Source organism: Streptomyces sp. C10-9-1 (assembly GCF_024497955.1).
Taxonomy (GTDB): Bacteria; Actinomycetota; Actinomycetes; order Streptomycetales; family Streptomycetaceae; genus Streptomyces; species Streptomyces sanyensis.
In genome coordinates, this window is record NZ_JANHKP010000012.1 from 1 (window position 1) to 13,266 (window position 13,266).

At 71.5% G+C, this 13,266-nt stretch carries 14 protein-coding genes; 13 read left to right on the forward strand and 1 reads right to left on the reverse strand.

The genetic code is table 11. The annotated features are described in order from the left end of the window. The first annotated feature begins 118 nt into the window (after nt 1-118). Nucleotides 119-316 carry a hypothetical protein gene (locus NPS70_RS18165; RefSeq protein WP_256525358.1) on the forward strand — a complete coding sequence of 66 codons (198 nt, stop codon included), beginning with the start codon at nt 119-121 and terminating at the stop codon, nt 314-316. Continuing rightward, nucleotides 313-555 carry a hypothetical protein gene (locus NPS70_RS18170; RefSeq protein ID WP_256525359.1) on the forward strand — a complete coding sequence of 81 codons (243 nt, stop codon included), beginning with the start codon at nt 313-315 and terminating at the stop codon, nt 553-555. The genes NPS70_RS18165 and NPS70_RS18170 overlap by 4 nt, the downstream gene beginning before the upstream one ends. A 235-nt stretch (nt 556-790) precedes the next feature. Here NPS70_RS18170 and NPS70_RS18175 read toward each other — a convergent pair whose 3' ends face one another. Next, entirely contained in the window at nt 791-1,633 is an 843-nt protein-coding gene (locus tag NPS70_RS18175) for a C40 family peptidase (RefSeq protein ID WP_256525360.1), read from the reverse strand. 694 nt (nt 1,634-2,327) lie between these two features. Here NPS70_RS18175 and NPS70_RS18180 point away from each other — a divergent pair. The 11 genes from NPS70_RS18180 (at nt 2,328) to nuoK (ending at nt 13,261) form a co-directional block, all read left to right on the forward strand. Continuing rightward, nucleotides 2,328-2,687 carry an NADH-quinone oxidoreductase subunit A gene (locus tag NPS70_RS18180; protein WP_256525361.1) on the forward strand — a complete coding sequence of 120 codons (360 nt, stop codon included), beginning with the start codon at nt 2,328-2,330 and terminating at the stop codon, nt 2,685-2,687. 19 nt (nt 2,688-2,706) lie between these two features. Beyond that, entirely contained in the window at nt 2,707-3,261 is a 555-nt protein-coding gene (locus NPS70_RS18185) for an NADH-quinone oxidoreductase subunit B family protein (protein ID WP_018528252.1), read from the forward strand. After that, entirely contained in the window at nt 3,258-3,986 is a 729-nt protein-coding gene (locus NPS70_RS18190) for an NADH-quinone oxidoreductase subunit C (RefSeq protein WP_256525362.1), read from the forward strand. Before NPS70_RS18185 ends, NPS70_RS18190 begins: the two co-directional genes overlap by 4 nt. Continuing rightward, a complete protein-coding gene (locus NPS70_RS18195; RefSeq protein WP_256525363.1) occupies nt 3,983-5,305 on the forward strand; it encodes an NADH-quinone oxidoreductase subunit D in 1,323 nt (440 codons plus the stop codon). Before NPS70_RS18190 ends, NPS70_RS18195 begins: the two co-directional genes overlap by 4 nt. After that, nucleotides 5,302-6,135, forward strand: coding sequence for an NADH-quinone oxidoreductase subunit NuoE (gene nuoE / locus NPS70_RS18200; RefSeq protein ID WP_256525364.1), 834 nt, complete (start codon nt 5,302-5,304; stop codon nt 6,133-6,135). The genes NPS70_RS18195 and nuoE overlap by 4 nt, the downstream gene beginning before the upstream one ends. After that, nucleotides 6,135-7,514, forward strand: a complete 1,380-nt coding sequence (gene nuoF, locus NPS70_RS18205; RefSeq protein WP_256525365.1) for an NADH-quinone oxidoreductase subunit NuoF — start codon at nt 6,135-6,137, stop codon at nt 7,512-7,514. Before nuoE ends, nuoF begins: the two co-directional genes overlap by 1 nt. Continuing rightward, nucleotides 7,511-10,018 carry an NADH-quinone oxidoreductase subunit G gene (locus NPS70_RS18210; protein WP_256525366.1) on the forward strand — a complete coding sequence of 836 codons (2,508 nt, stop codon included), beginning with the start codon at nt 7,511-7,513 and terminating at the stop codon, nt 10,016-10,018. The genes nuoF and NPS70_RS18210 overlap by 4 nt, the downstream gene beginning before the upstream one ends. 124 nt (nt 10,019-10,142) lie before the next feature. After that, nucleotides 10,143-11,543 (forward strand): NADH-quinone oxidoreductase subunit NuoH, encoded by a 1,401-nt coding sequence (gene nuoH, locus NPS70_RS18215; RefSeq protein ID WP_256525367.1) that lies wholly within the window; start codon nt 10,143-10,145, stop codon nt 11,541-11,543. Further along, a complete protein-coding gene (gene nuoI / locus NPS70_RS18220) occupies nt 11,506-12,129 on the forward strand; it encodes an NADH-quinone oxidoreductase subunit NuoI (RefSeq protein ID WP_256525368.1) in 624 nt (207 codons plus the stop codon). Before nuoH ends, nuoI begins: the two co-directional genes overlap by 38 nt. Further along, nucleotides 12,126-12,965 carry an NADH-quinone oxidoreductase subunit J gene (locus tag NPS70_RS18225; protein WP_256525369.1) on the forward strand — a complete coding sequence of 280 codons (840 nt, stop codon included), beginning with the start codon at nt 12,126-12,128 and terminating at the stop codon, nt 12,963-12,965. The genes nuoI and NPS70_RS18225 overlap by 4 nt, the downstream gene beginning before the upstream one ends. Next, nucleotides 12,962-13,261: an NADH-quinone oxidoreductase subunit NuoK gene (gene nuoK, locus NPS70_RS18230; RefSeq protein ID WP_019756142.1), complete on the forward strand. Its 300-nt coding sequence runs from the start codon at nt 12,962-12,964 to the stop codon at nt 13,259-13,261. The genes NPS70_RS18225 and nuoK overlap by 4 nt, the downstream gene beginning before the upstream one ends. Nucleotides 13,262-13,266: the final 5 nt, after the last annotated feature.

Below are 13,266 nucleotides of genomic sequence, written 5' to 3' on the forward strand. Positions count from 1 at the left end.
AGAGCACACTAGGGCACTGCGAACCGTAGCGGGAGTGCTTCGGCCACTCGAATACTGAACTAGAGCACCTACCTGTCAAGAGGTCGGCCCTGTGATGTTCGAGAGGTGGCGATGCGCAGTGACGGAGCCGACCAGGTACTCCACCCCGGCGGTCGAACTCCCGTTGCGGCTGGACCCGGAGCCGACGCCCGTCGAAGGCTGTGCGGGGTGCGCGGAGCTGGCCGACGTACGCGACCGGGCCCGTGCGGTCGGCGACATGACCACCGTCAGCGACTGCAACGTGTACCTGGGACGCCACCCGGAGGGCCACCGGTGACCCCCCGCGCCGCCTACCGGCACGTTGATCACACCATCCGCCACGCCCCTGACGGGGATGTCACCTACGCGGCGTTCTGCGCCACCGCCGACTGTGAAGCCCGATCCGGCCCCCAGGACCGGCAGGAGACCGCTCAGGACTGGGCCCTTCGCCACGCCGGGCTCACCGGCCACCGCCTCTTCCGGCGCGTGTACACCGACCACGCCGAAGTGACCTGGGCCGGGGTGCGGGGCCGGTGAACCGCGCCCGCTCCGGGCCGGCACGGCCCGAGCGCGCCACCACGGGGCCGGGGTGAGCCACCGGCTCCGTCGCGGCCGGGACGGGCGCCCCGCCCCGGCGCTCCTTCCCCCGGGGCGGGACCGGGCGACGGCGCGAGGCCCGCAGCCCGGCCCGCCCCCGTCCCACGGCCGGAAAGCCCACAGGGCCGCCGCCCCCCTCCGGGGCGGCGGCCCTGTGGCAGCAGGGAGGGGTGGGTCAGAGGACCCGGACCGCGCCCGTGGCCGGGTAGCCGGACAGGTCCTGGATGACGACGCCCTTGCTCGGGTTGGCCGCGTCCAGGTACTTGCCGTCCCCGATGTAGACGCCGACGTGGTACGCCGAGCCCGCGGCGCCCCAGTAGAGGATGTCGCCGACCTGGAGGTTGGAGGTGCCGACCTGGGTGCCGGCGACCGACTGGTCCTGGGAGACGCGGGGCAGGTCGATGCCGACCTGGCGGAAGGCGGCCTGGACCAGGCTGGAGCAGTCCCAGGCGTTGGGGCCCGAGGCGCCCATGACGTAGGCGTCGCCGAGCTGGGCCTTGAGGAAGGCCACGACGGTGCCGGCGGAGCCGCTCGCCGGGGCGGAGGCGGTCTGGGAGGACGGCGCGGAGGCGGTGCTCGCGGTCGTGGAGAGCGTGGTGCGCTCGGTGCTGCGGCTGGCGCGCTCCTGGGCGGCCGCGGCCTCGGCGGCCTCGGCGTCGGCGCGGGCCTTCTCCTCGGCCTTCTTCTTCGCCTCGGCCTCGCGGTCGGCCTCGGCCTTGGCCTTCTTGGCCTCCTTGGACGCCTTGAGGGCGGCGGCGTCCTCCTGGGCCTGGAGCTCGGCGTCGAGCGCGATCTCCTGGGTGGCGGCGGCCGCCTGGGCGACGTGGGCCGAGAGGTCCGCCGAGGTGAGGACCGGCATCTCGATGGTCTCGGTCACCGGCTCGGCGTGGGCCGGACCGGAGGCGCCGGCCACGGCGATGGTGCTGAGGAAGCCACCGGCAACTCCGGCGCGGAGCGCGCTGCGCGAGCCGCCGCGGCGGGGCTTCCGGTGGCTGGGTATGTGAGCGGTGTGGGACATGGACACCACCGCTATCAGGGCCCGATGGTTCCCTTCAAGAAACGTGGGCTGCACCACAGTTGCCACCGGAACCGGTGAATCCGTCCCCGGCGACCCTTTATTGACGCCGTATCGGGCAAATCGGGCAAGCATGATCAAGCCTGTGATCATGGGCTTTGAATAAAAGGTCCGAATTGCCGGACGCCTACCACCGCTTCAGGCCGATGGCCAAGCCCTCTTTTCCGCCCACTCCCGATACGTGGTGCAGGTCACAGGGCGGTCACCATCGGGAGACGGTCCGGGGGCTCGTGAACCGGTGCACGTGTCCACCGCGGTCCGCCGCGTCCCACGACCGGGTGAGGCGCAGTCCTTTACCACCGCCGTGCCTCCCCTCGCCAATTTGCTTGTACAGGCCATGGCTTGATAGAGGCGACACCGCTCCGACCAGCGGTAACGGGGCCGCTTGTCACGTCTGGTGATCATCCGTGAGCTTCGCGTACGAAGATCACGGGTCCGGCGGCTTCATGATCCTTCGTCGGGTGGTGGAGATCACAAACTCGATGCCGGACCCCGTGTCGCAGATCACAGACCGACGGGCATAGGATGCGGGGCAGTCGGGCTTGTGAACTGCCTCACATGTGCACGATCTTCGAGGCGGCGCAGCGCTTGCCCGGTGCGGTCCAACGGTCAAGGACGACTGGAAGGAGCGGGGAGGGTGAATGCCTACACGCCCATCCTTGTGCTCGGCGCCCTCGGGGCAGGGTTTGCGATCTTCTCCGTGGTCATGGCCACGCTTATCGGCCCAAAAAGGTATAACCGGGCGAAACTTGAAGCGTACGAGTGCGGCATCGAGCCGACGCCCGTACCGGCCGGAGGCGGCCGCTTCCCGATCAAGTACTACCTGACGGCGATGCTCTTCATCATTTTCGATATCGAGATCGTCTTCCTCTACCCCTGGGCCGTCAGCTTCGACGCCCTGGGGATCTTCGGGCTCGTGGAGATGCTGCTCTTCGTGCTCACCGTCTTCGTCGCCTACGCCTACGTGTGGCGGCGCGGCGGCCTGGAATGGGACTGAGGGACGAAGGGGCACTCTCATGGGACTCGAGGAGAAGCTGCCGAGCGGCTTCCTGCTGACCACCGTCGAACAGGCCGCGGGCTGGGTGCGCAAGTCGTCCGTCTTCCCCGCGACCTTCGGCCTCGCCTGCTGCGCCATCGAGATGATGACCACGGGCGCCGGCCGCTACGACCTGGCCCGCTTCGGCATGGAGGTCTTCCGCGGCTCGCCGCGCCAGGCCGACCTGATGATCGTCGCCGGGCGGGTGAGCCAGAAGATGGCGCCCGTCCTGCGGCAGGTCTACGACCAGATGCCCAACCCCAAGTGGGTGATCTCCATGGGTGTCTGCGCCTCATCGGGCGGAATGTTCAACAATTACGCGATTGTGCAGGGTGTTGATCACATTGTCCCCGTCGACATCTATCTGCCCGGCTGCCCGCCGCGCCCCGAGATGCTGATGGACGCGATCCTCAAGCTCCACCAGAAGATCCAGTCCTCCAAGCTCGGCGTGAACGCGGAGGAAGCGGCCCGCGAGGCGGAGGAAGCCGCGCTGAAGGCCCTTCCGACCATCGAGATGAAGGGGCTGCTGCGGTGAGCGACGAACCGAACCCGGAGAAGGAGCTCTCCGAGCAGAACCTCCCCGGGCAGCGGGGCGAAGGCGGCGAGGAGATCCGCGTCCAGCGCGGCATGTTCGGCGCCGACGACGGAGGGGACACCTCCGGCTACGGCGGGCTGGTGCGCTCCGTGCGCCTGCCCGGCGCGTCCAGCCGCCCCTACGGGGGCTGGTTCGACGAGGTCGCCGACGAACTCGAAGGGGCGCTGGAGGAGCAGGACCTCCTCCCGGAGAACGCCATCGAGCGGACGGTCGTCGACCGCGGCGAGCTGACCTTCCACATCGCCCGCGAGCACCTGGTGCGCGTGGCCCGCACACTGCGCGACGACCCCGCGCTCCGCTTCGAGCTGTGCACGGGCGTCAGCGGGGTGCACTACCCCAACGACACCGGCCGCGAGCTCCACGCGGTCTACCACCTGCGCTCGCTCACCCACGGCCGGCTGATCCGGCTGGAGGTCTCCGCCCCCGACGGCGACCCGCACATCCCGTCGCTGGTGCCGGTCTACCCGACCAACGACTGGCACGAGCGGGAGGCGTACGACTTCTTCGGCCTGGTCTTCGACGGGCACCCCGCCCTCACCCGGATCATGATGCCGGACGACTGGCAGGGCTTCCCGCAGCGCAAGGACTACCCCCTCGGCGGCATCGCCGTCGAGTACAAGGGCGCCCAGATCCCGGCTCCGGACCAGCGGAGGTCGTACTCGTGACCACACCACCCGCCAGCCCCCGCGAGACCACCGAGGGCACCGTCTACACCGTCACCGGCGGCGACTGGGACGAGGTCGCCCGCTCCGCGGCCAGGGCCGACGACGAGCGGATCGTCGTCAACATGGGCCCCCAGCACCCGTCCACCCACGGCGTGCTCCGGCTGATCCTGGAGATCGACGGCGAGACGGTGACCGAGGCCCGCTGCGGCATCGGCTACCTCCACACCGGCATCGAGAAGAACCTCGAGTATCGGACGTGGACCCAGGGCACCACCTTCGTGACGCGCATGGACTACCTGACGCCGTTCTTCAACGAGACGGCGTACTGCCTCGGCGTGGAGCGGCTCCTCGGCATCGAGGACCAGATCCCGGACCGCGCCAGCGTCATCCGCGTCCTGCTGATGGAGCTCAACCGCCTCTCCTCGCACCTGGTGTGCATCGCCACCGGCGGCATGGAGCTGGGCGCCACCACCATCATGATCTACGGGTTCCGCGACCGCGAGCTGATCCTCGACCTCTACGAGCTGATCACCGGCCTGCGCATGAACCACGCCTACATCCGGCCCGGCGGCCTCGCCCAGGACCTGCCCCCGGGCGCGGTCGACCAGCTGCGCGAGTTCGTGAAGACCATGAAGAAGAACCTGCCGGAGTACGACAAGCTCGCCACCGGCAACCCGATCTTCAAGGCCCGCATGCAGGACATCGGGTACCTCGACCTCACCGGCTGCATGGCGCTCGGCGCCACCGGGCCGATCCTGCGCTCCGCGGGCCTCCCGCACGACCTGCGCAAGACCGACCCCTACTGCGGCTACGAGACCTACGACTTCGAGGTCCCGACCGCCGACACCTGCGACTCCTACGGCCGCTTCCTGATCCGGCTGGAGGAGATGCGCCAGTCGCTGCGGATCGTCGAGCAGTGCCTCGACCGGCTGGAGCCCGGCCCGGTCATGGTCGGCGACAAGAAGATCGCCTGGCCCGCCCAGCTCGCGCTCGGCCCCGACGGCCTGGGCAACAGCCTCGACCACATCAAGAAGATCATGGGCACCTCCATGGAGGCCCTGATCCACCACTTCAAGCTGGTGACCGAGGGCTTCCGGGTCCCGGCCGGGCAGACGTACGCGGCCGTCGAGTCCCCCAAGGGCGAACTCGGCGTGCACGTCGTCTCCGACGGCGGCACCCGGCCCTTCCGGGTCCACTTCCGCGACCCCTCCTTCACCAACCTCCAGGCCATGGCGGCCATGTGCGAAGGCGGCCAGGTCGCCGACGTGATCGTCGCCGTCGCGTCCATCGACCCCGTGATGGGAGGCGTCGACCGATGACGGACGTATCGCTGGGCATGCCGCAGCTGCCCGCACCCGACTACCCCGCGGACGTGCGCGCCCGGCTGGAGGCGGACGCGCGCGAGGTCATCGCCCGCTACCCCGGCTCGCGCTCCGCGCTGCTGCCGCTGCTGCACCTGGTGCAGTCCGAGGAGGGCTACGTCTCCCGCACCGGGATGGGCTTCTGCGCCGAGCTGCTCGACCTCACCACCGCCGAGGTCACCGCCGTCGCCACCTTCTACTCCATGTACCGCCGCAAGGAGTCCGGCGACTACCAGGTCGGCGTCTGCACCAACACCCTGTGCGCGGTGATGGGCGGCGACGCGATCTTCGAGGAGCTCAAGGAGCACCTCGGGGTCGGCAACGGCGAGACCACCGAGGACGGCGCCGTCACGCTGGAGCACATCGAGTGCAACGCGGCCTGCGACTTCGCCCCCGTGGTGATGGTCAACTGGGAGTTCTTCGACAACCAGACCCCCGACTCGGCCAGGCGGCTCGTCGACGACCTGCGCGCCGGGCGCCCCGTCACCCCCACCCGCGGGGCGACCCTGTGCAGCTTCAAGGAGACCTCCCGCATCCTGGCGGGCTTCCCCGACGAGCGCCCCGGCGCCGTCGAGGCCGGTGGCGGCGCGGGCCCCGCCTCCCTCGTCGGCCTGCGCCTGGCCCGGGGCGAGAGCGCCTCCGCCCGCGTGGTCCACCCGCGCGGCGAGGCGCCCGCCGACAGCCCGCAGCCCGGGTCCGAGCACCTCAGCTCGCACGACGCGCCGCAGCAGACGTCCGCATCCGACCCGGAGCACCCGGCCGGACCCGCCGGCGAGGAGGGGGAGTGATGACCGTGTCCACCCAGCACGGGGGACGGCCCGGCACCGGCGGCGAGCACAGCGCGGAGAAGCTGCTCGCCCCCGTGCTCTCGGCCTTCTGGGACGAGCCCGGGTCCTGGACCCTGGAGACCTACCTCCGGCACGACGGCTACCAGGGCCTGCGCAAGGCGCTCGCCATGAACCCCGACGACCTGATCGCCTACGTCAAGGACTCCGGCCTGCGCGGCCGCGGCGGCGCGGGCTTCCCCACCGGGATGAAGTGGCAGTTCATCCCGCAGGGCGACGGCAAACCCCACTACCTGGTGGTCAACGCCGACGAGTCGGAGCCCGGGACCTGCAAGGACATCCCGCTGCTCTACGCCAACCCGCACTCCCTCATCGAGGGCATCGTGATCGCCTGCTACGCGATCCGCTCCCGCCACGCCTTCATCTACCTGCGCGGCGAGGTCGTGCCCGTGCTGCGCAGGCTGCACGAGGCCGTGCGCGAGGCGTACGAGGCGGGCTACCTCGGCACCGACATCCTCGGCAGCGGCCTCGACCTCGAACTGACCGTGCACGCGGGCGCGGGCGCCTACATCTGCGGCGAGGAGACGGCCCTGCTGGACTCCCTCGAAGGACGCCGCGGCCAGCCCCGGCTGCGGCCCCCCTTCCCCGCGGTCGCCGGTCTGTACGCCTGCCCCACCGTGGTGAACAACGTCGAGTCGATCGCCTCGGTTCCCGCGATCCTGCACCGGGGCAAGGACTGGTTCCGGTCCATGGGCAGCGAGAAGTCCCCCGGCTTCACGCTCTACTCGCTCAGCGGCCACGTCGCCTCGCCCGGCCAGTACGAGGCCCCCCTCGGCATCACCCTGCGCCAGCTCCTCGACATGAGCGGCGGGATGCGGCCCGGGCACCGGCTCAAGTTCTGGACCCCGGGCGGCTCCTCCACGCCGATGTTCACCGACGAGCACCTCGACGTCCCCCTCGACTACGAGGGCGTCGGCGCCGCCGGGTCGATGCTCGGCACCAAGGCCCTCCAGTGCTTCGACGAGACCACCTGTGTGGTCCGCGCCGTCACCCGGTGGACCGAGTTCTACGCGCACGAGTCCTGCGGCAAGTGCACCCCCTGCCGGGAGGGCACCTACTGGCTGGTCCAGCTGCTGCGCGACATCGAGGCCGGCAAGGGCGCCATGGACGACCTCGACAAGCTCAACGACATCGCCGACAACATCAACGGCAAGTCGTTCTGCGCCCTCGGCGACGGCGCCGCCTCGCCGATCTTCTCCTCGCTGAAGTACTTCCGCGAGGAGTACGAGCAGCACATCACGGGCAAGGGCTGCCCCTTCGACCCGGCGAAGTCCACGGCCTGGGCGGGCCGGAACGGCATGGATGCTGAGGTGAACGCATGACCGTCACGACCAGTGCGCCCTCCGGCGGCGGCCAGGGCGCCGTCCCGCCGGAGGACCTCGTCACCCTGACGATCGACGGCGTCGAGATCTCCGTCCCCAAGGGGACGCTGGTCATCCGCGCCGCCGAGCAGCTCGGCATCGAGATCCCCCGGTTCTGCGACCACCCGCTGCTCGACCCGGCCGGTGCCTGCCGCCAGTGCATCGTCGAGGTGGAGGGCCAGCGCAAGCCGATGGCCTCCTGCACCATCACCTGCACCGACGGCATGGTGGTCCGCTCGCAGCTCACCTCGCCCGTCGCCGAGAAGGCGCAGCAGGGCGTGATGGAGCTGCTGCTGATCAACCACCCGCTGGACTGCCCGGTCTGCGACAAGGGCGGCGAGTGCCCCCTCCAGAACCAGGCCGTCTCGCACGGCCAGGCCGAGTCCCGCTTCGAGGGGCGCAAGCGCACCTACGAGAAGCCGGTCCCCCTCTCCACCCAGGTGCTGCTGGACCGCGAGCGCTGCGTGCTGTGCGCGCGCTGCACCCGCTTCTCCCAGCAGATCGCCGGGGACCCGATGATCGAGCTGGTCGAGCGCGGCGCCCTCCAGCAGGTCGGCACCGGCGAGGGCGACCCCTTCCAGTCGTACTTCTCCGGCAACACCATCCAGATCTGCCCGGTGGGCGCGCTGACCTCGGCCGCCTACCGGTTCCGCTCCCGCCCCTTCGACCTGGTCTCCTCGCCGAGCGTCTGCGAGCACTGCGCCGGCGGCTGCGCCACCCGCACCGACCACCGGCGCGGCAAGGTCATGCGGCGGCTGGCCGCCGAGGACCCCGAGGTCAACGAGGAGTGGGTCTGCGACAAGGGCCGCTTCGGCTTCCGCTACGCCCAGCAGCGCGACCGGCTCACCACCCCGCTGGTGCGCGGGGAGTCCGGCGAACTGGAGCCCGCGAGCTGGCCGGAGGCGCTGCGGGCCGCCGCCGAGGGGCTGGGCGCGGCCCGCGGCCGGGCCGCCGTGCTGACCGGCGGCCGGCTCACCGTCGAGGACGCCTACGCCTACGCCAAGTTCGCGCGGGTCGCCCTCGACACCAACGACATCGACTTCCGGGCGCGGGCGCACTCCGCTGAGGAGGCCGACTTCCTCGCCGCGCACGTCGCCGGGCGGGGACGGGACCTCTCCGGCGACGCGGTCACGTACACCGCCCTGGAGCAGGCCCCCGCGGTGCTGCTCGCCGGGCTGGAGGCGGAGGAGGAGGCCCCCGGCGTCTTCCTCCGGCTGCGCAAGGCCCACCGCAAGCACGGGCAGCGGACCTTCGCCCTCGCCACCCACGCCACCCGGGGCCTGGCCAAGGCGGGCGGCACCCTGCTGCCCGCCGCCCCGGGCACCGAGACCGAGTGGCTGGACGCGCTCGCCTCCGGGGTCGGCCTGGACGAGCGGGGCGCCGAGGCCGCCGAGGCACTGCGGGCCGAGGGCTCCGTGCTCCTCGTCGGCGAGCGCCTCGCCGGGGCGCCCGGCGCGCTGACCGCCGCCCTGCGCACCGCCGCCGCGACCGGGGCCCGCCTGGTGTGGATCCCGCGCCGCGCCGGTGAGCGCGGGGCCGTCGAGGCGGGGGCGCTGCCCTCGCTGCTGCCGGGCGGCCGCCCGGCCACCGACCCCCGGGCGCGGGAGGAGACGGCCGAGGCGTGGCGGGTGCGCGAACTGCCCCACCGCTACGGCCGGGACACCGGGCAGATCCTCACCGCCGCGGCCACCGGCGAACTCGCCGCCCTGCTGGTCGCCGGTGTCGAGGTCGCCGACCTGCCGGACCCGGCGCGGGCCCGCGAGGCGCTCGACGCGGTGGGCTTCCTGGTCAGCCTGGAGCTGCGGCCCAGCGAGGTCACCGAGCGGGCCGACGTGGTCCTGCCGGTGGCGGCGGTCGCCGAGAAGGCGGGCTCCTTCCTCAACTGGGAGGGGCGGGTGCGGATGTTCGAGGCCGCACTCAAGCCCGAGCAGATGACCCGCCGCCTGGCGCCCTCCGACACCCGGGTGCTCCACATGCTCGCCGACGCCCTCGACGTCCACTTCGCGCTCCCCGACCTCAGGGCCGTCCGCGCGGAGATGGACCGGCTCGGCCGCTGGGACGGGCCCCGGGCCGCCGAGCCCGCCGAGTCCGGGCGGCCGCTGCCGCGGCCCGCCGAGGGCGAGGCCGTCCTCGCCGGGCACCGGCTGCTGCTCGACCACGGCCTGCTCCAGCAGGGCGACGAGGCGCTGGCCGGCACCCGGCACCCGGCCCTCGCCCGGCTGTCGCCCGCCACCGCCGCCGAGGCGGGCGTGCGGGACGGGGACGAGCTGGAGGTGTCCGGGTCCGCCGGGTCCGTCCGCCTGCCGCTCGCCGTCACCGAGGAGCTGCCCGACCGGGTGGTGTGGCTGCCGATGAACTCCGTCGGCGGCGGCGTCACCGACGGCACCGGAGCCCGCCCGGGCGAACTGGTCCGCGTCGCACCCGCCGCTGGGGCCGCGCCGGAGCCCGGCGAGGTGCGGTCATGACCGCCCGCGGCCCCCGCCGTCCGGCCGCCGCGCCCCCGCGCGGCGCCGCACGGCCGACCGGGCCCTCGACCCCCGCCGTCCCGCCGGGCGCCGTACCGCCCGCCCCCGCACCGGAGGTGCGCGCATGATCGACCTGGCTCATGCGGCCGAAGCACACCACGGCGTCCTCGCGTTGGAGGACCTGTCGATGTTCGGCCGCGACCCGTGGTGGCTCGTCCTGATCAAGGCGGTGTTCTGCTTCGCCTTCCTGATGCTGACCGTGCTGTTCTCCATCGTGTGGGAGCGCAAGGTCGTTGCCTGGATGCAGCGGCGCATCGGCCCCAACCGGCACGGCCCCTGGGGGCTGCTCCAGTCGCTCGCCGACGGCATGAAGCTGATGCTCAAGGAGGACGTGGTCGTCAAGCGCGCGGACAAGGTGGTCTACGTCCTCGCGCCGGTCGTCGCCGCCATCCCGGCGTTCATGGCCATCGCCGTCATCCCCTTCGGGCCGGCGGGCAACGAGATCTCGATCTTCGGCCAGCGCACCACGATGCAGCTCACCGACCTGCCGATCGCGGTGCTATACCTCCTGGCGGTCGCCTCCGTCGGGATCTACGGCCTCGTCCTCGCGGGCTGGTCCTCCGGCTCGACCTACCCGCTGCTGGGCGGCCTGCGCTCCTGCGCGCAGATGATCTCCTACGAGATCGCGATGGGGGCGGCCTTCGCCTCCGTCTTCCTGTACTCCGGGTCGATGTCCACCTCGGCGATCGTGGACGCGCAGGAGGACCGCTGGTTCGTGCTGCTGCTGCCGGTGTCCTTCCTCATCTACATCGTCACCATGGTCGGCGAGGTCAACCGGGCGCCGTTCGACATGCCGGAGTCCGAGGGCGACCTCGTCGGCGGCTTCAACACCGAGTACAGCTCCATCAAGTTCGCGATGTTCATGCTGGCCGAGTACGTCAACATGGTCACCGTCTCCGCCGTCGCCGTGACCCTGTTCCTGGGCGGCTGGCGGGCCCCCTACCCGGTCTCCGCCTTCTGGGAGGGCGCGAACCACGGCTGGTGGCCGATGCTCTGGTTCGTCCTCAAGGTGCAGCTGCTGCTCTTCTTCTTCATCTGGCTGCGCGGCACCCTGCCACGCGTCCGCTACGACCAGCTGATGCGACTCGGCTGGAAGGTCCTCATCCCGGTCTCCGTGGTGTGGCTGATGCTGGTCGCCACCGTGCGGGCCCTGAGGAACGAGAACTACGAGTTCCAGCAGATCGTGCTCTACGTCGCGGGCGCCGTGATCGCCGTGCTGCTGCTCTCCCTCGTCGCGGACGTCTTCCGCGGCCGCAGGGAGAAGGAGGCCGAGGCGGCGCGCGCCGCGGAGGCAGGGCCCTTCGACCCGATGGCCGGCGGCTTCCCCGTGCCGCCGCTGCCCGGGCAGGAACTGCCACCGGTGCCGCGCAGGCGCCCGCGCGGCGACCGCGAGCTGATCGCCAGCGGCGCACCGCGACCCGACAGTGATGGTCCCCAGGACGGAAAGGAGGCTGACGGTGTCTGAGGAATCCCGGAGCTCGTTCCAGAACCCCGTCGCCGGCTTCGGCGTGACCTTCAAGGCCATGTTCAAGAAGCGGCTGACCGAGCAGTACCCGGAGCAGCAGAAGGTCACGGCGCCGCGCTTCCACGGCCGCCACCAGCTCAACCGGCACCCGGACGGACTGGAGAAGTGCGTCGGCTGCGAGCTGTGCGCGTGGGCCTGCCCGGCCGACGCCATCTACGTGGAGGGCGCGGACAACACCGAGGAGGAGCGCTACTCCCCGGGCGAGCGCTACGGCCGCGTCTACCAGATCAACTACGCCCGCTGCATCCTGTGCGGCCTGTGCATCGAGGCGTGCCCCACCCGCGCGCTGACGATGACCAACGAGTTCGAACTCGCCGACAGCAGCCGCGAGAACCTCATCTACACCAAGGAGCAGCTGCTCGCCGGACTGGAGGACGGCATGGTCGACACGCCGCACGCCATCCACCCCGGCACCGACGAGCAGGACTACTACCGGGGACTGGTCACCGAGGCCGCCCCCGGGACCGTCCGCCAGCGGGCCGTCTCCGCCGAGGAGCGGGAGAAGGACGAGGAGGTGGACGCGTGAGCACCCTCGCCGCCTACGCCACCTCCACCGGCGAGGCCGTGCAGTTCTGGATCCTGGGCACGGTCGCCGTGGTCGGCGCGCTGTGCACCGTCCTGATGCGGCGGGCCGTGCACAGCGCCCTCTGCCTCGCCGCCACGATGATCGTCCTTGCCGTCTTCTACCTGGCGAACGGCGCCTACTTCCTGGGCGTCGTCCAGATCGTCGTCTACACCGGCGCGATCATGATGCTGTTCCTCTTCGTGGTCATGCTGGTCGGCGTCACCGCCGCCGACTCGCTGAAGGAGACCATCAAGGGCCAGCGCTGGCTCGCCGCCCTGTGCGGGCTCGGCTTCGGCGTGCTGCTGGTCGCCGGGATCGGCAACGCGGCGCTGCGGAACTTCAACGGCCTCGGCGCCGCCAACACCGCCCGCGGCGGGAACGTGGAGGGCCTGGCGGCCCTCATCTTCACCCGCTACGTCTTCGCCTTCGAGATCACCGGCGTGCTGCTGATCACCGCGGCCGTCGGCGCCATGGTGCTCACCCACCGCGAGCGCACTGAGCGGGCCCGCACCCAGCGGGAGCTGGCCGAGCAGCGCGTCCGCGAGGGCAAGCACCTGCCGCCGCTGCCGGCACCGGGCGTCTACGCCCGGCACAACGCGGTGGACATCGCGGGCCTGCTGCCCGACGGCACCCCCTCCGAGCTCACCGTCAGCAGGACGCTGCGGGAGCGCGGCCAGGTCAGGGACGTGTCCCGGGAGGCGATGGAGGACCTCAAGGCCCTGGAGCAGCGCTCCGAGGAGCGGCTCGGCCGCGACCGGGCCGAGCACGACCGGGACGGACAGGAGGCCACGCGGTGAATCCGGTCAACTACCTGTATCTGGCGGCGCTGCTGTTCACCATCGGCGCCACCGGCGTGCTGATCCGGCGGAACGCGATCGTGGTGTTCATGTGCATCGAGCTGATGCTCAACGCCTGCAACCTCGCCCTGGTCGCCTTCTCCCGGATGCACGGCAACCTCGACGGCCAGATCATCGCGTTCTTCACGATGGTCGTCGCCGCGGCGGAGGTCGTGGTCGGGCTCGCGATCATCGTGTCGCTCTTCCGTTCCCGCCACTCGGCCTCGGTCGACGACGCCAGCCTGATGAAGCTGTAAGGGGA